This window comes from Companilactobacillus nodensis DSM 19682 = JCM 14932 = NBRC 107160 (assembly GCF_000615905.1).
Taxonomy (GTDB): domain Bacteria; phylum Bacillota; class Bacilli; order Lactobacillales; family Lactobacillaceae; genus Companilactobacillus; species Companilactobacillus nodensis.
Map to the genome: position 1 here is coordinate 1 of NZ_BAMN01000032.1, position 18,087 is coordinate 18,087.

Annotated in this window: 15 protein-coding genes, 1 tRNA gene and 2 pseudogenes; 1 reads left to right on the plus strand and 17 read right to left on the minus strand. The window is 39.2% G+C overall.

All coding sequences use genetic code 11. The features are described from left to right. Positions 1–18: 18 nt before the first annotated feature. The 12 genes and pseudogenes from JCM14932_RS12950 to JCM14932_RS13005 all read right to left on the minus strand — a co-directional run bounded on the left by JCM14932_RS12950 (position 19) and on the right by JCM14932_RS13005 (position 13,005). Positions 19–585: a GNAT family N-acetyltransferase gene (locus JCM14932_RS12950; RefSeq protein ID WP_025025233.1), complete on the minus strand. Its 567-nt coding sequence runs from the start codon at positions 583–585 to the stop codon at positions 19–21. A 100-nt stretch (positions 586–685) separates the two neighbouring features. Continuing rightward, positions 686–1,159 carry an SsrA-binding protein SmpB gene (smpB, locus tag JCM14932_RS12955; RefSeq protein WP_025025234.1) on the minus strand — a complete coding sequence of 158 codons (474 nt, stop codon included), beginning with the start codon at positions 1,157–1,159 and terminating at the stop codon, positions 686–688. A 6-nt stretch (positions 1,160–1,165) separates the two neighbouring features. Then, positions 1,166–3,531: pseudogene (gene rnr, locus JCM14932_RS15665) on the minus strand (ribonuclease R). Further along, on the minus strand, positions 3,524–4,273 hold the full coding sequence (locus tag JCM14932_RS12965) for an alpha/beta hydrolase (RefSeq protein ID WP_025025235.1): 750 nt from the start codon (positions 4,271–4,273) through the stop codon (positions 3,524–3,526). Before JCM14932_RS12965 ends, rnr begins: the two are co-directional and overlap by 8 nt. A 67-nt stretch (positions 4,274–4,340) precedes the next feature. Then, entirely contained in the window at positions 4,341–4,577 is a 237-nt protein-coding gene (gene secG / locus JCM14932_RS12970) for a preprotein translocase subunit SecG (RefSeq protein ID WP_025025236.1), read from the minus strand. A gap of 74 nt (positions 4,578–4,651) precedes the next feature. Further along, the gene (locus tag JCM14932_RS12975; protein WP_025025237.1) at positions 4,652–6,190 is read right to left on the minus strand and encodes a ClC family H(+)/Cl(-) exchange transporter; all 1,539 of its coding nucleotides are present in this window, start codon (positions 6,188–6,190) and stop codon (positions 4,652–4,654) included. 67 nt (positions 6,191–6,257) lie between these two features. Next, positions 6,258–7,308 (minus strand): annotated as a pseudogene (locus tag JCM14932_RS15670) (oxidoreductase). A gap of 96 nt (positions 7,309–7,404) precedes the next feature. After that, the gene (gene eno, locus JCM14932_RS12985) at positions 7,405–8,706 is read right to left on the minus strand and encodes a phosphopyruvate hydratase (RefSeq protein WP_025025238.1); all 1,302 of its coding nucleotides are present in this window, start codon (positions 8,704–8,706) and stop codon (positions 7,405–7,407) included. An 83-nt stretch (positions 8,707–8,789) separates the two neighbouring features. Then, on the minus strand, positions 8,790–9,542 hold the full coding sequence (gene tpiA / locus JCM14932_RS12990; protein WP_025025239.1) for a triose-phosphate isomerase: 753 nt from the start codon (positions 9,540–9,542) through the stop codon (positions 8,790–8,792). Between the two features lie 19 nt (positions 9,543–9,561). Then, complete coding sequence (locus tag JCM14932_RS12995; RefSeq protein WP_025025240.1) at positions 9,562–10,776, minus strand: phosphoglycerate kinase; 1,215 nt, start codon at positions 10,774–10,776, stop codon at positions 9,562–9,564. 121 nt (positions 10,777–10,897) lie between these two features. Further along, positions 10,898–11,926 carry a type I glyceraldehyde-3-phosphate dehydrogenase gene (gene gap, locus JCM14932_RS13000; RefSeq protein WP_025025241.1) on the minus strand — a complete coding sequence of 343 codons (1,029 nt, stop codon included), beginning with the start codon at positions 11,924–11,926 and terminating at the stop codon, positions 10,898–10,900. A gap of 38 nt (positions 11,927–11,964) precedes the next feature. Beyond that, complete coding sequence (locus JCM14932_RS13005) at positions 11,965–13,005, minus strand: sugar-binding transcriptional regulator (RefSeq protein ID WP_025025242.1); 1,041 nt, start codon at positions 13,003–13,005, stop codon at positions 11,965–11,967. Between the two features lie 225 nt (positions 13,006–13,230). Between JCM14932_RS13005 and JCM14932_RS13010 the strand changes: the two genes are divergently transcribed. Then, positions 13,231–13,302 (plus strand) — tRNA-Arg (locus JCM14932_RS13010). A 67-nt stretch (positions 13,303–13,369) separates the two neighbouring features. Here the strand turns inward: JCM14932_RS13010 and trpA are convergent. From trpA to trpD, 5 genes are read right to left on the minus strand one after another with little or no spacing between them, the layout of a single operon-like run. Then, entirely contained in the window at positions 13,370–14,122 is a 753-nt protein-coding gene (gene trpA, locus JCM14932_RS15675; RefSeq protein ID WP_034543485.1) for a tryptophan synthase subunit alpha, read from the minus strand. Further along, a complete protein-coding gene (gene trpB / locus JCM14932_RS13020) occupies positions 14,115–15,323 on the minus strand; it encodes a tryptophan synthase subunit beta (protein ID WP_025025243.1) in 1,209 nt (402 codons plus the stop codon). The genes trpA and trpB overlap by 8 nt, the downstream gene beginning before the upstream one ends. Positions 15,324–15,335: 12 nt before the next feature. Further along, the gene (locus JCM14932_RS13025; protein ID WP_025025244.1) at positions 15,336–15,911 is read right to left on the minus strand and encodes a phosphoribosylanthranilate isomerase; all 576 of its coding nucleotides are present in this window, start codon (positions 15,909–15,911) and stop codon (positions 15,336–15,338) included. Between the two features lie 3 nt (positions 15,912–15,914). Further along, positions 15,915–16,649, minus strand: coding sequence for an indole-3-glycerol phosphate synthase TrpC (gene trpC, locus JCM14932_RS13030; RefSeq protein ID WP_025025245.1), 735 nt, complete (start codon positions 16,647–16,649; stop codon positions 15,915–15,917). Beyond that, on the minus strand, positions 16,646–17,680 hold the full coding sequence (trpD, locus tag JCM14932_RS13035; protein ID WP_034543487.1) for an anthranilate phosphoribosyltransferase: 1,035 nt from the start codon (positions 17,678–17,680) through the stop codon (positions 16,646–16,648). Before trpD ends, trpC begins: the two co-directional genes overlap by 4 nt. Between the last annotated feature and the right edge of the window lie 407 nt (positions 17,681–18,087).

An 18,087-nucleotide genomic window follows, 5' to 3' on the forward strand; every position in this document is an offset into this window, starting at 1 on the left:
TCGTCAGAAACACTATTTTTATTTATTTAATTCCAGTTGCATATGATCGTACAAGTGATCACCAATGTATAATTGGCCTACTTTTTCAAATCCAACTTTGTCATAAAGATGTCTGGCAGGTTTGTTAGTAACGTCAACATTCAAACTCATGATCTTCTCACCACGTCCACGGATCAATTCAATCAATTCTTCGAGTGTCTTAGTACCAATTCCTTTGCCTTGCATATCTGGAGCAACTGCAAATGAATCAAGATACCATTCTCCTGGCCAAGCTTCCTTGTCAGTAAAAATACTGTCTTTTTTGATCCCATGCTCGTGCATGATTTTAACTAACGGTGCGTCGATTCCATCTTCTAATTCTTCAGGATAACCAACAGAGATAGCTGCTACCTTGCCATCGATCTCATTAACCAAAATGTGATCTAATCCATAACGGTAATCAGGTAGTTCAAATCCTTCACGAATGATTTGTGCCATCGTATCATTACCAAGTTCCTTAAAAATATCTAACTCCATTTCGTCAAATATTTGGAACAATGTAGGTAATATCTGATCGATGTCTCCCTCTTTTGCATATCTAAACATACTTTCACCTCAATAACATAATACATGAAAACAGGTAATTTACCAAATTAGTCAAAAAGATATCCAAAAACTGGATATCTTTTTATTTTGTATTTGATTTTTAGCGTACAGCGCTCTTCATTGCACGTTGAATTTCACGCTCTTGATCACGTCGCTTGATAGTTTCACGCTTGTCAAACTGACGTTTACCTTGAGCTATTCCAATCAGTACTTTGGCAAAACCATTCTTCAAATAGACTTTCAAAGGAATAACAGTGATTCCTTTTTCTTGAACAGTTGAAGCAATTTTTCTGATTTCTTTTTTGTGTAATAGTAATTTTCGATTACGCAATGGATCGTGATTGAATTGATTTCCTTGGTCATAAATAGCAATATTCACATTTTCAAGCCACAATTCACCATTTCTTGGTTGAACGAATCCATCACGAATATTGATTTTGCTTGCTCGTACGGATTTTATTTCAGTACCGGTTAGAGAAATCCCTGCCTCATATGTACTCAAAATATTGTAATCATGACGAGCCTTACGGTTGTTAGCTACCTCATTAGCAGCCTTTACGTGATGCTTCTTCATTTCTCATCACCGACTTTCGTATTTACCACGTCTCTTATTATTTCCATTACCGCTATGTCCGTGATTGTTGTTGCCACGACCGTGACCACCATTTGAATGTCCATTAGAGTGATTACCACCAGTATGACGACGATCACTTCTACTGTGACTACCACGACGTTTGGCGAATTCCTCTTCACGCTTCTTAGCTTGTTCAGCTTCTTCAGGTGTTAGAACTCGCTCAAAGTCGATTTGACGGTGTTCAACATCGGCACGGATAAGTTTGACTTGAATAGGTTGACCAACCTTGAAGGTCTTACCAGTTCCACGTCCGTGCATTGACATGCTCTTCTCATCATATTCATAATAATCATCTTTCATATTAGAAATATGAATCAAACCTTCAACGGTATTATCTAGTTGGATGAACATACCAAAACTTGTAACTGAACTGACAACAGCATCGAATGTTTCACCGACTTGATCAGCCATGTATTCTGTCTTCTTAAGATCATCAACGGCACGTTCAGCGTCGATTGATTTTCTTTCACGACCAGAAGTATGTTCACCAATTTCTTTAAGTCTGCCGCCCCACTTGGCTTGTTCATCATCAGTAAAGCCATTCTCAGCATAGCTGTGAATCATACGGTGAACAGTCAAATCAGGATAACGACGGATCGGTGAAGTGAAGTGAGTATAGTATTGAGCAGCTAATCCAAAGTGACCTAGCGGTTCGTCAGAATATCTAGCTTGTTGCATACTTCTCAATAACATGATCGTAACGACAGCCTCTTCAGGTGTACCAAGAACTTGTGCAAGCACACCTTGGAACATCTTTGGACTGATATCTTTCAAATTACCATGAACGTCAATTCCCATTGCGGCAACAAATTCAAAGAACTTCTTAACTTTTTCATCATCTGGTTTTTCGTGAACACGATATAAGAATGGTACGTGCTTCAAGTTATAGTTCTTAGCAACTGTTTCGTTAGCGGCCAACATAAATGATTCGATCATTCGTTCAGATGTACCACGGTCACGCAATTGAATATCAATTGGCTTACCATTTTCATCCACAATGATCTTAGCTTCTGTCTCTTCGAAGTCAATAGCACCACGTTCATGACGCATCTTCAAAAGAATATCATGTAGTTCAGCCATATCTTGCAACATTGGAACTAATGGCTTGTATTCTGCACATAACTCTTCGTCACCATCCAAGATCTTATTAACATTATTATATGTCATACGATACTTAGATTGAATGATACTAGGATAGATATCATATTTCTCAACTTGTCCGGCACGGTTGATGACCATGTCACAAGTTAGAGCTAGTCTGTCTTCACCAGGGTTCAATGAACAGATACCGTTCGATAATCTAAATGGAAGCATTGGAATAACACGGTCAACTAGATAAGTACTAGTACCGCGTTCATAAGCTTCTTTATCAAGAGCTGAACCTTCAGTTACATAGTGTGTAACATCGGCAATATGAACCTCGAGATGGAATTTACCATCAGCAAGTTTTTCAACACCAACAGCATCATCAAAATCCTTGGAGTCATCCCCATCGATAGTGATGACCATATTATCAGTCAAATCATGACGTCCTTTACGGTCGCTTTCAAGGACATGATCAGGAATCTGTTCAGCTTCTTCAAGAACTTCCTTAGGGAACTCTGGATTAATGTCGTTATCAATAACGATCGACATAATATCAACACCAGGGTCATTCTTGTTACCAATAACCTCTAGCGCTGTACCTTCCATACTTTGTGGATGTTTGTCATTTGGATATTCATCGATTGAAACTTGAACATATCGCCCATTTGTGGGTGTAGTCCCTTGTCTGAGATGAAGACCATGTATGAAGCCAATTTCTTTTCATGACTCTTAACATAGCCATAGTGGCCAGACTTCTCCACTTGAGCATCACTATAGGGATGAAATTCACCAACGATCTTTGATAATGAACGTTCAACGATCTTGATTATTTCACCTTCTGGTCCTTTATCGATCCAAGGATTAGATGGTTTAGTGATCTTAACTTCAACTGTATCTCCGTTAACAGCATGAAGTGTATTATCTCTGGCAACGAAGGCATCTGGCTCTACTTCGTCATATCTAACGAAGCCAAATCCCTTATCATTACCCTTAAATGTACCTTCAAGTACTTTGTCAGGCTGGGTCATCTTGAACTCATCCTTATTAGTGAGAGTGATCTTACCCTCACCTTCAAGAACTGCAACAGCTTTAACAACACGTTTAAATGCTGAAGCACCGTGCATTCTCAATGCATCTTCAATTTGTTCAGAAGTAAATCTACGTTCGGGATTATTTCTGAAAAATTCTAGTATATCTGCAATTAATTTATCTTCTTTATCAGGCATTTCTTTCCTCAATGTTTTCTAAAAAGTTTAGCACATCGCCCTCTAATTCTTTATGAGCACGATTAATTGTTAAGACATGACCCGCATCGTATTGATGGAAATCCGCGGTCTTAACTATCTGAGCTACTCGCTTAGCAGCTTCAGGATCCACCATTTTATCTCTCATACCTTGCCCTATAAAATAAGGCTTATCTATTTCAGCTAATTTATTACCCACACTTGTAGTTGTATTTCTAATATCCAGCAGCATCGAATCAATCTTGGAATCGATTGTTCGTAAGTTTTCGTATTTTTCTATTTCGGAAACTTCACGAATCTCATAGGCCTTCTCAGCGTATGTCATAAAAGCATCTCTAACATTCTTAAAGTCCTTAGACAAAACTGGTGAGCCGAATACTCCGCCAGCTCTGACTTCAGGAATTTCTTCGACTGCTTTAGTCGCAAAGATTGCTCCTAATGAAAGTCCAAAAGCATATATTTCATCCTTACCATGATCCTTCAAAAAATCTACTGCATCATTGACTTGTTGCCACCACTTGTCTGGTCCACCAAGATTCAAAATATCCATCGGCTCAGCTGTTCCGTGACCCATAAACATGGGAGCATATGCAGAAAAGTTATTTCGTTCCAACATTCTACCCATCAATCTCATATCATTGGATGTACCCGAAAATGAGTGCAACAATATTACCGCCTTTTTCCCTGAATCAAAGAAAAAAGGTTTCGGTGTCAAAATTTTCAATAAAAAACACTCCTTATAACAAAAAACCTCCCAAGCAACTTTAAGTAGCTTCAGGAGGGTAACTTGCTTAGTGTGATGATAAATATACTAATACTAAAGCAAAAACAAAGAATAGCACTAGTAAAACATAGGTAACCTTTACCATGAAGGCTTCAAAACCACGTTTCTTCTGGTTGCTGAACAAGTCTCCACCGCCACCTGACAATGCGTTCAATGCATCTTGTTGCTTTGTAGGTTGCATTAATACTGCAATAACTATCAAAACGGAAACAATAATTAATAAAGTTTCAATAACGTTATACACCTGTAAAACCTCCGTTCATGGTGTTAAAAAGCTGAAATCACTCCTAAAACAATAACACAAAATAAGTCAAAATTCTAGTCAATTTCATTAATCAAATGATTTATCTTGTCACGCATTTGCACACGTTTGGCAGCATTGACCATCATGACTATTCGGTCACCAGCCTTGATGACAGTGTCACCTTTAGGAAGGATCTGAGTCTCTCCACGATAAATGGCAATTATCAGAACATCCTTAGGAAAAGGAATATCTCGAATATACTTACCATCGATCGTACTACCTTCAAAAATTGGCATTTCCAATCGATCATTAAACTTACTGACACGATTCAAATAATTCGTATCGACGTTAAGCCGTTCTTTCAATGATTCATAGATTGGCGCACCGTTCAACATATCCACTACTATGTATGCCACCAATGATAACACAGCTAGTGGCATTAGGTGTCCCAATGAACCGACCATTTCAGTGACCAAAATAATAGCCGTAAATGGAGCCTTACCAATGCAGGCAAAATATCCTGCCATTGAAAAAATAATTAAATCACTCTCAAATCCTAATGGAAGCAATCCCATATTGTGCATGAAGACAGCATAAATGGCTCCAATAATGGCTCCTAAATTCAAAATAGGAAGAAAAATTCCACCTGGAAGTCCTGAGCCATACGAAACCATTGAATAAATGAATCTTAATGCGAATAGTCCCAGTAAGAACCACATACCGGTTCCCCAGCCATTTAAGCTGGTAATAATACTATTACCACCACCAATGAACTGAGGATATAACATTCCGATTGGAAGAATCAAAATGATAGGAACTAATCCTTGTAAATATCTTGGGATTCGAGTTTTGGCATACCAGGATGGCATAGCTAACAAAACTTTTTGATACAAACGTCCCATCAATCCTAGAACAATCCCCAACAATATTAAGTGCCAATATAATCCTATGGGCAAACTCACTTTGTGTGTAATATTCAAAACCGGTGTTAATCCAAAAACATATAGTGCCACGAAATTGGCACTAACAGCACTTGCTAAAGATGTGACCCAAACCAATGGTGAAAAATTATGATAGATCTCTTCCAAAACAAACATTGCCCCTGCAATGGGAGCATTGAATGCGGCAGCCAAACCACCGGCAGCTCCACTAGCGATCAAAACTCGGCGAAAAACACCGGTCTCTTTGGTAACTTCACTGAATCCCTGACCAATGGCTGAGCCTAATTGAATCGAAGGACCTTCACGACCAAGGAACAAACCTGGTCCAATACTTAAAATTCCTCCGACAAATTTACGCCAAAGAATCGACCACCAATTCATTTCCATTTCTCCAGCCAATTGAGCCTCAACTTGAGGTATACCTGATCCTGAAATATTTGGTTCTTTTTTCAGAAAACTAGCGACTGCAAATCCAATTGCAAATAACAAAATCAATAATGCCAAAAAAATAATTATATTTTTTCTTGCAGCAACATATGCCCCTTGAAATATCGTTAGCAACTGGCCAATTGACCATCGAAAAGTACTAACAATAGCACCTGTAAGGATTCCAACGACTATCCCTTCAAGCGTTAATTTTAATCTATCGTTGTCTGCAACGACTACTTTCATAAACTTCACCCCGTTGTGTATAAGTATACAACAATTTTAAGACATAAAAAAGCAGTCATTTAGACTGCTAAATTTCTGGAACATTGTAAATCGATGGCGATGGTTGATAAAATCCCGCTTCCAATAATTCAATATCAGTCAATACTTGTTCATCAGTAACTAACTTAGGAGCACCATTAATCAATGTATTATAGACAGAATCATAGTACATACCATAATCTCCAATCGGTGTCTTAATCTGCTTCTTGATCCAATCACCATTGGCATTCTGATATTTGGCAATTCCATAGTACATCGGACTATCTTCACCAAAACCATCAGTACCAGGCATAATTCCGGCTTTCAGATCATTTTCCTGTTGATCTGCACCATACTTAATAAATGAGCTTAGTTCCATGAACGATAAAACGGGGGTATTCACTAGCAATATCGTAGCCAACTTTAACCTTGACCTTCATTTGCGTTTCATAATGCAGATCGACATCAAAATAATTATCCACCGCATCTGCTACTTCAGTATTACGAATGTCATAAGCAACCTTATCCGGACGACCAAATAAGGCAACCATCCGATCCATCAGATGAATTCCCAGTCCATAAAAGTTTCCCTGTTCTTTAGTTCCCTTAGCAGTAACTTTTCCGGGACGATAGTAATCAATATGTGACTCAACCTCGACAATGTCACCTAAAAATCCCTGTTCGATCACCTGTTTAGCTGCTAAATAATCACCATCAAAACGACGATTTTGATATGGCATAACTAAGACATGTTTCTCTTTGCCCAATGCTAGTAATTCCTTAGCATGATCAACCGTATCCACAAATGGTTTCTCCACAATCACTGATTTGCCAGCATTGATGACTTGTTTTGCCAACTCATAGTGGGTACTTGCAGGAGTACATATGATCACAAGATCGATTGCTTCATCTTGCAGAATTTCATCCAGATCGGTTGTAAACTCAACGCCTTTTTCTCGATACGGCTGAGCTAATTCTTCATTAGGACCTTTACGTGTGTATACTTTTTTCAATTCAAAATTTTCACGAATATTTAAATATGGTAAGTGATAACGATTGGCTGACTTACCAAAACCAATAAAAGCAATTTTCAATGTCATCTTGTTTCCTCCAGTGATGTGGTAGTATCAGTTAAACTTTAACAAAACCACAAAAAAAGACAACCCCGAAGGATTGTCTTGATTTCAAATAATTAATTATTTGTTTAAGTTGTAGAAACTGTGGATACCTTTGTATTCAGCTTGGTCGCCAAGTTGATCTTCGATTCTCATCAATTGGTTGTACTTAGCAATACGATCTGTACGGCTCATTGAACCAGTCTTGATTTGACCTGCGTTTGTAGCAACAACAAGGTCAGCAATTGTTGTATCTTCTGTTTCACCTGAACGGTGTGATACAACAGCTGTGAATCCAGCTTCTTTAGCCATTTCGATAGCTTCGAATGTTTCTGTAAGTGTACCGATTTGGTTAAGCTTGATAAGGATTGAGTTTGATACTCCCATATCAATACCCTTCTTCAAGTAGTCTGTGTTTGTAACGAACAAGTCATCACCAACAAGTTGTACTTTCTTACCAAGAGCCTTTGTAACTTTTTGCCAATCTTCCCAGTTGTTTTCGTCAAGTGGGTCTTCGATTGTGATAACTGGGTACTTTTCAACGATTCCGTCAAGTAAGTCGATGAATTCGTCAGTTGTTAAGCTGGCACCATTTTCGCCTTCACCCTTAAGATCGTATTTACCAGTTTCTGTGTTGTAGAATTCTGATGAAGCACAGTCAAAACCAATAGCAACGTCGTCGCCAGGTTTGTAACCAGCTTTTTCAATAGCTTCAACCAAAATCTTGAAAGGAGCTTCGTTGTTTTCAAGGTCAGGAGCAAATCCACCTTCATCACCAACAGCAGTGTTTAGACCGCGGTCTTTAAGAATTGACTTAAGTGATTGGAAAGTTTCTGAACCCATACGTACGGCTTCGTGAACTGATTTTGCACCAACAGGTACGATCATGAATTCTTGGAAGTCAACGTTGTTATCAGCATGCTTACCACCATTGATAACGTTCATCATTGGTGTTGGAAGTACGTGAGCATTAGGACCACCAAGGTATTCGTACAATGGAAGACCTAATTCATCAGCAGCAGCACGAGCAGCAGCTAGTGAAACACCTAAGATAGCATTTGCACCAAGGTTACCCTTGTTTTCTGTACCATCAAGGTCGATCATAGCTTGATCAATAGCTCTTTGATCAGTAACGTCCATACCAACGATCTTCTTAGCAATCTTGTCGTTAACGTTAGCAACGGCTTTAAGAACACCCTTGCCACCAAAACGTGATTTGTCGCCATCACGTAATTCAACAGCTTCGTGTTCACCAGTTGAAGCACCTGATGGAACGATTCCGCGGCCAAAGCCACCTAATTCAGTATATAGTTCAACTTCAACAGTTGGGTTACCACGTGAATCAAGAACTTCACGACCTAAAATATCAGTAATTACAGACATATTTTAAAAATCTCCTTTATGATTTTAATACAAACTAATTTTAACCTTTTTACTACTTAAAATAAATATCTTAATCAAGATTATTATTTATTAAAGTTTGCTAGTGCTAAGAATGATTCAGGGTCCATGCTGGCACCACCAACAAGTCCACCATCAATATCTTCTTTAGACATTAATTCTTTAACATTAGCAGGTTTAACTGAACCACCGTAAAGAATACGTACTTTATCAGCAGTATCAGCATCATACAAGCTAGCAATCTTTTCACGGATTACGTGAACCATTTCTTGTGCTTGATCAGCAGTAGCAGTCTTACCAGTACCGATAGCCCAGATTGGTTCGTAAGCGATAACTGATTTAGCTAAGTCTTCAGCAGAAATACCTTTAACAGCATTTTCGATTTGACCAGTTACCCATGATTCAGCCTTGCCAGCTTCACGTTGTTCTAGAGTTTCACCACAGCAGATGATAGGTAGCATGTTGTTCTTAAGAATAGCATGTGCCTTCTTGTTGATATCTTCGTCAGTTTCACCGAAGTATTGACGTCTTTCTGAGTGACCAATGATTACATAATCAAGGCCCATGTCTGAAAGAGCTTTTGGTGAAGTTTCACCAGTGAATGCACCGGCGTCTTCGAAGTAACAGTTTTCAGCAGCTGTCTTAAGTGGTTCGTCTTTTGAGAACCATGTAAGAGCGTTCAAATCAATAGCAGGAGCACCAATGATAGCCTCTACGCCAGATTCTGGCAACTTACCTTTGATAGCTTCTAGAAATTCTTGGGTTTCTTGAGGATTCTTGTTCATCTTCCAGTTACCCGCAATAATAGGTGTACGCATAAATTTAACACTCCTTAGATTATTTGTCAGAAATTGAATCGATACCAGGTAATACTTTACCTTCTAGATATTCAAGTGAAGCACCACCACCAGTTGAGATGTGTGTTAGCTTATCAGCAATACCAAGACTCTTAGCAGCAGCAGTTGAATCACCACCACCAACAATAGTAATAGCATCTGATAATTCGCCCATTGCACGTCCAACTTCTAATGTACCTTCAGCAAACTTGCTCATTTCGAATGCACCCATTGGTCCATTCCATACAACAGTTTTGGCACCCTTTAGAGTGTCTTTGAATAACTTAACTGACTTAGGTCCGATATCAAGAGCCATTGCGTCATCAGGAATATCAACGCCATCAGTAGTAATTGCTTCAGCATCATTTGAGAATTCTTTAGCAACGATGTGGTCTACAGGAAGAACAATCTTGTCGCCAGCCTTTTGAAGGAGGTCCTTAGCTAGTTCAACTTTGTCTTCTTCGAACAATGACTTACCAATCTTGTGGCCTTGAGCAGCTAAGAATGTGTATGCCATACCACCACCGATAATGATGTGGTCTGATTTTGGAATTAAGTGTTCGATAACACCGATCTTATCTGAAACCTTTGCACCACCAAGGATTGTTACGAATGGGTGTACAGGATTGTCAACAGCGTTACCTAAGAACTTGATTTCTTTTTCCATTAAGTATCCAGCAGCAACTGGCTTACCAGCAGCCTTCATAGCTGTTGAGATACCAACGTTTGAGGCGTGACTTCTGTGAGCTGTACCAAAAGCGTCGTTGATAAATACGTCACCAAGTGATGCCCAGTATTCACCAAGCTTTGGATCGTTCTTGCTTTCACGTTTGCCGAAATCGTTGTCGATATCTTGGAAACGTGTATTTTCCATCAACAAGATGTCGCCATCTTTAAGTTCGTTGATAGCATCTTCAAGTTCTTTACCTTCGTTAGTTGGTACGAACTTAACAGGCATACCGCTTAATTCTTGAAGTTTAGCAGCAACTGGCTTCAATGACAAAGCTTTCTTGTCTTCATCACTCTTGATACGACCCAAGTGAGATAGCAAGATAACCTTTCCACCATTTTCTGATACATATTTGATTGTTGGGATAGCACCAACGATACGGTTTGTATCGCCGACAACGCCATCTTTAATAGGAACGTTGAAATCTACACGCATTAGGACTTTTTTGCCTTTTACGTCAACGTCAGAAACAATAAGTTTAGCCATTGTAAATAAATCCTCCAATATTTTCCTTAAAAAAAAACGGAAGGAGTTATCCTCCCTCCGCCAATTTAAATCATACTAAATTAGGTTTTATCTTAAATTAGTTACTAATCAAACTAATGAATTAGTTTAATGTAGCAAATTTTTCAAGTGTACGAACCATTTGTGCAGTAAATCCTGATTCGTTATCATACCATGCAACAGTCTTTACAACTTGGCCTGCACCTGTACCAACAACTTGTGTTTGTGTTGGGTCAAATACTGAACCAAATGATGTTCCGATGATATCTGATGAAACGATTTCGTCATCGTTGTAACCGAATGAAGGGTTGTTTTCTGTATACTTCTTAACAGCAGCGTTAACTTCGTCAACTGTAACTTCCTTGTCGAAAGTTGCAACTAATTCTGTAAGTGAACCTGTGATAACTGGTACACGTTGTGCGTGTCCATCAAGTTTACCCTTAAGTTCTGGAACAACAAGACCAAGAGCCTTAGCAGCACCAGTTGAGTGAGGGATGATGTTAGCAGCAGCAGCACGTGCAGCACGAACATTACCTTTACGTTCTGGACCATCTTGAAGTTTTTGTGTAGCTGTGTATGCGTGAACTGTTGTCATTGTACCAGCTTTGATACCGAATTCTTTGTTTACGGCATTAGCTAATGGTGCAAGACAGTTTGTTGTACATGAACCAGCTGAAGCGATCTTAACGTCATTTGTAAGAATGTCGTCGTTAACACCGTAAACAACTGTAGGCATAGCACCTGATGGAGCTGAGATCAATACACGTTTTGCACCAGCATCGATATGAGCTTGTGCTTTTTCTGTTGATGTGTAGAAACCAGTACATTCAAGAACGATGTCAACACCGTCGTTGCCAACCCATTTAAGGTCTGCAGCATTCATTTCAGCATATACAGGAATAGTCTTACCGTCAACGACGATTGAGTTTTCTGTAGCACTGATCTTATCAGCCATGAAGTTACCATGAGCTGTATCATACTTCAATAGATGTGCAAGCATTGCAGGTGATGTTAAATCGTTGATTGCAACAACTTCCAAATCAGTCTTACCTTGTGCTTGAAGATCAGCAATGCGACGGAATGCCAAACGACCGATACGTCCAAATCCATTAATACCAACTTTTGTAGTCATACAAAAATTCCTCCTTCAGGAAATTAAAAAATATATTTTTAAGGGTTATCCCTTAAAATCAGTTTTGAGGCACCTTCATCAGTAATGAGTATCGTATGAGAAGGTGCATTTTTCATATACGACTGAATTGCGCTAGCCTTTTCAGAACCACCAGCAATTGCAATCACATATTTGATTCTATCAAGATCCCGGACATGAAGTCCAATCCTAGGTACCTTGTATACAAGTCTTCCGCTTTGATCGAAGAAATCACCGAACGCTTCGGCAACTGCTTCTCCTTCAGCGACCATTTGTTTCTCGCCTCGAGATAGGTTTCTTCGATCAGCCATAATACTTGCGGAGCCGATGCTGTGAATTACTACATCACTCCTATATATTAAATCAAGAACCGACTTAATTGAAGCCTCTTTTTGCAGAGATTCAAAACTTTTCTCACTAATATCTTCTGGAAGATACATAGCTCGATATTGGCCTTGAGTTTTCTCAGCCATCTCAGCACAGACACTGTTGGCCTGAATCACTACTGACTCACCCACACCACCTCGGGCAGGTAGGAAAATCAAGCGGCGATTCTTCGACAGATCCGGTGAAAGGTTCCTTGCCACCTTGGCAAGTGTTCGTCCACCAGTAACTGAGATAAGTGTCTCTCCAGTTGGAAGGATCGAACCCAATAACTGATTCAACCTTCTTCCGAATGAATCAACAACACGCGGTTGCTTATCAGCATTACCTGGTAAAACAATACAACGTGCAATTCCTAGCTTCTGGCTAAGCTGTTTTTCCAGAAGTGCTGTTCCTTGATAATCAGCTAACATCTTTCCAAGCTGGTCAGTAACATGACCACCATTTCGCGTTAGCGACATTCCAGACTTAGAAGAAGTAATTAATCCTTGCTTCCTAAGCATGTCTGTTTCTGTCCGTAAACTACGTTCAGTGACATCCAAGCCATCAGCGAGAGTTCTGCGTCCCACCGGCTCCATTAACGAAATACTTTGAAGAATCATAAATCGCTTCTCCACAGTCTTAATGAAGTCTGGGGCAACTAAATCCAGCAATTCTAAATCTTCATTATTAGTCATTTGATATACTCCATGGGGCAAGTTACGTCCCTGTATGTCTTAATACGACCCATATACTCAAAAAATAATAGCCCAGTCGAACCATTAATCTCCTAAGCACACTGATTATTATAACTTGTCCTGTGATTATTTCAAGTAATATCCTCCAAAAAACGTCAACTTCGTGAAATTTCTTTTTGCAATTTACATTTAGCATAGTAATGAGATAAAATTAGAGATGTAGACGCGCCGTTAGTGTAATGGATCGCACGTAGGATTCCGGTTCCTGAAATACGGGTTCGACTCCCGTATGGCGCATAATTAAAATTCCACTTCGATTTGAAGTGGAATTTTTTTATTTGAATATTTTTTTATGAGTATTTTTTTATATGGCAGCTTTAATCTCATTTGAGTATTCTGCCAAATCTTTTCCTTCAGCAATCAACTCTACGATTGCACTACCGATAATAATCCCGTCAGCAATTTTTGACAAAGCCTGTGCTTGTTCAGCTGAATGAATGCCGAATCCAATTGCAACCGGTACATCCGTGTATTTTCTTATTTCTTCTATAGTGTTAGATAGCTTCTTGGAGAAATCCTCGCGTTGACCAGTAACACCCATGGAAGAAACCATATAAATGAATCCTTCTGCTTCTTTAGCAATTTTCTCAATTCGATCACCCGAAGTTGGCGCAATTAGTTGAATCAATGAAATATCATATTGCTTGGCAAACTCTCGCAAGTCACCCTGTTCTTCTAATGGTAAGTCCGGAATAACTAATCCACTGATATTCAAATCACGACATCTCTTACAAAACTCCTCATAGCCGTACTTAAAAACAATATTAGTATAGGTAAGAAAAATTAACGGTACATCTGTTGACTCTCTTACTTTTGCAACAATATCAAAAACCACATTGGTATTGACTCCAGCGTCAAAGGCTCTTAGGTCAGCCACCTGTATAACTGGTCCGTCAGCTACTGGATCTGAAAAGGGAATTCCTAATTCAATAATATCCGCTCCATTATTAGCCAGAGTCAAAATATTTTGAACTGTCGTATCAAAATCAGGATCATCTGCTACTACAAATGGGATAAATGCCTTTTTGTTTTTAAATACTTCTTCTAATTTATTCATCGATATCTCTCCCTCTGTATTTAGCAATTGAGGCAACATCTTTGTCACCACGACCTGATAAGGTACAAATAATAATTTGGTCTTTGGACATTGTTGGAGCCAGTTTTTGAACATAAGCAACTGCATGACAGCTTTCGATAGCGGCAATGATTCCTTCTGTCTTAGCAATATATTCAAAGGCATCAACGGCTTCATCATCAGTGATTCCTACATACTTAGCACGCTTAGTAATTGCCAAGTGAGCATGCTCTGGGCCGACTCCCGGATAATCAAGTCCCGCTGAAATTGAATATACTTTGTCAATTTGACCATCGTCATTTTGTAAGAACATTGACTTCATTCCGTGGAAAATACCGGTTGATCCGCGTTCGATCGTAGCAGCTGTTTGATCAGTATCAACACCTTTTCCAGCCGCTTCGCAGCCAATTAATTCAACATTTTCATCGTCAATATATTGTGCAAAACTTCCAATGGCATTACTACCTCCACCAACACAAGCAACAACTGCATCAGGCAAACGACCTTCTTCATCAAGAATCTGTTGTTTGGATTCTTTACTGATAACACTTTGAAAATCATGAACCATTTGTGGGAACGGATATGGCCCTACGGCTGACCCCATTACATAGAACGTATCATAAACTCTACGAGTCCACTCTTGCAATGTGGCGTTAACGGCATCTTTTAGTACCATCGAACCTGAAGTAACTGGGTGCACCTTTGCTCCTAACAATTCCATCCGATAAACATTAAGCTTTTGACGATCAGTATCCATCTTACCCATGTATATCTCACATTCCATCCCAAACAATGCGGCGATAGTTGCAGTAGCGACACCATGTTGACCTGCACCTGTTTCAGCAATCAAACGCGTCTTACCCATTCGCTTAGCGATAAGTGCTTGACCAATGACATTGTTGATCTTATGAGCACCTGTATGATTCAAGTCTTCACGTTTGAAATAAATTTTTGCTCCACCAAGATCCTTAGTCATGTTCTCAGCATAATACAGTAATGAGGGACGATTAGCATAATCACTGAGCAGCGTATGTAACTCATTAAGAAAATCAGGATCATCTTTGTATTTGTCATAAGCTTCTGACACTTCATTCAAAGCTGTCATTAATGTTTCAGGAATAAATTGTCCACCAAACTCACCATAGTAATGTGATTTTGAATCTGTCTTTTGCATTTCTTTCATATTAAACACTCCTCATAATTCATGAACTCTATTTACCATTTGTTTTATTTTTAATGGATCTTTCTTATTATTAGTTTCAACACCGCGTGAGACATCGATGATTTGTGGATGAACTTGTTCTATCGCTTCGCCAACGTTGTTCAAGTCAATTGCTCCTGCCAGAATATCAGGTGTCGTCTGCAAGTTATTCCAATTTAATTTTTGACCGTCACCTTTGCCACTATCTACCATTAAGTAATCTGCTTGAGTTCTTAACACTTTCGACTGTGGTGATTTAAAAACTTGAATAACTTTGACACCATGATTATGGAGAATCGTGATCGTTTCCTCTGATTCATTGCCATGTAATTGAACGATCGACACTGCACCACTCTTCACAACCTTTAACATTTCTGACATTGACGCATCCACGAACACGCCGACACTGGGAATATTAGTATCAAGCTCTGTTCGTAACTTCAGTGCTTGTTCCAAGCTTATATGATGTCTTCCGCCGGCAAAGATAAACCCTGCAAAATCAACACGAGCTTGGTTAACTGCCTGAATATCCTCAATTGTCATCAATCCACAAATCTTTATTTTTGTCATACGCTACACTTCTTTAAATTTTTTGATTAGTCCTGTCTTATCAGTAGATCTCATAAAAGTTTCGCCGATCAATACTTCATTGACATTGGCATTCTTTAATAGTTTGATGTCATCCGCGTTCTTGATCCCACTTTCAGCAATAAATGGAATATTATTCGGTACGAGCGGGCGCAGATCCGGGCTATTATTCAAATCAACTGTGAAATCCTTGAGATTTCGATTATTAACACCGACGATTTTGGCACCAGCAGTTAATGCAATCTCTAGTTCTTCCTTCGAATGAACCTCGACGATTGCGGCCAGATCCAATTCATCAGCTAGTTGTTGATAACTTTTTAATTGCTCAGGTGTCAAAATGGCGACTATTAACAAAATTATGCTAGCGCCAGCAAACTTAGCTTGATAAATCATATATGGATCAACAATGAAATCCTTTCTGAGCACCGGTACATCAACTTCTCCAGCAATTTCTTTCAAATAATCCAATTTACCTTTGAAATAATCTGGCTCCGTCAAGACTGATATTGCATCTACACCAGCTTGTTGATAATCATGAGCAATTTGTAAATATGGGAAATCTTTAACGATCATCCCTTTAGACGGTGAGGATTTTTTAACTTCACCAATGAACCCCATTTGCGGTTCTAGAAACTTGTTTATTACTCGTTCAACATTGCCAGAACCTTTTTCCTGATTAACCCTTTTGGCTGTTGCAGTGACTAAGTCATCTAATATCATGCGACTAGTCCCACCTTAGTTAGAGAAATAAAACGGTTGAGCTGTTGTTGAGCTGTTCCTGAATCGATCGCATCCTGTGCCATTTTGATACCTTCAGCAATACTTATATCAGGTCTAGCAGTATGAATGGCGACTCCGGAGTTGAGTAAAACCACATAGCGTCGTGCATCTTTTTTACCATCCAAAACATCTCGAGTTATTTGAGCATTTTCTTCTGGTGTTCCACCAATAACATCCAATTTATCGCAACGTTTGATTCCAAATTCTTCAGGAGTGATTTCGTATTTTTTAACTTTGCCATCAATTACTTCGGCAATCGTTGTTGGAGCTGAAGCTGATACTTCGTCGAATCCATCTTGTCCGTGAACAACTGTGGCATTCTTAACCCCCAATTGATTGAGTACCTTAGCCATTGGTTCAACTAATTCTTCGTTATAAACTCCCAATAATTGTGAAGTCGCATGGGCTGGATTAGCCAAAGGACCTAAGATATTGAATAATGTTCTGATCCCCAATTCTTTGCGAACCGGAGCCACATACTTCATAGCCTTGTGATATTCCTGGGCAAACAAGAAGCAAATTCCAATTTCATTCAACACTGCTTCACTTTGTTCGGGATCAATATTGATATGTATTCCCAAAGCCTCGAGTACGTCGGCCGCCCCACTCTTTGAACTGGCAGCACGATTACCATGTTTAGCAACCGGAATACCTGTAGCTGAAACTACCAAGGCTGAAGTTGTCGAAATATTAAAGGAATTAGAATGATCACCACCAGTTCCAACGATTTCAAGAACAGGTTCGTCAGCTTTGAATTCCAATGCATGAGCTCGCATGGCATCAGCCGCTCCAGCAATTTCTTCAACTGTTTCTTTTTTGACTGATAGAGCTGTTAAGAAACTAGAAATTTGAACCGGCGTTGTTTTGCCGCTCATGATTTCGTCAATCACTTGATTTGTTTCTTCAAAAGTTAAATCTGTTCCGCTTACTAATTTTTTGATGGCTACTTCGATTTTTGTATTTTCTTGCATGATGATTCCTCCAATTTAATTTTTAACGTCTAAATCAAATTGGTGAAACCATCGCTTTCCAGGATTTTGTATCATAATAGTTGCTCCTTCTTGAATTCTTGATACAAAAAAATCCGCCCATAAACTTATACAGTTTAAGGACGGATATTCCGCGGTGCCACCTTACTTTAATAGACTATGAGCATATGTAAAATACAATACACCTCAAGTCCATTACTCTTAGCGAAGGGCTAACACCCTCCCGACAACTTACGTATGTCTAACGTTTCTCTGTACTAATCTGATTCTAATAATTAGATATTCGAGAGAACCCTCGATGGTCCATTTAACTATCTGCGTTTGGTTGCACTCTCAGCGCCGGCAACTCTCTGTACATGCACAATAGTCTTGATCTCCATCTCATCGGT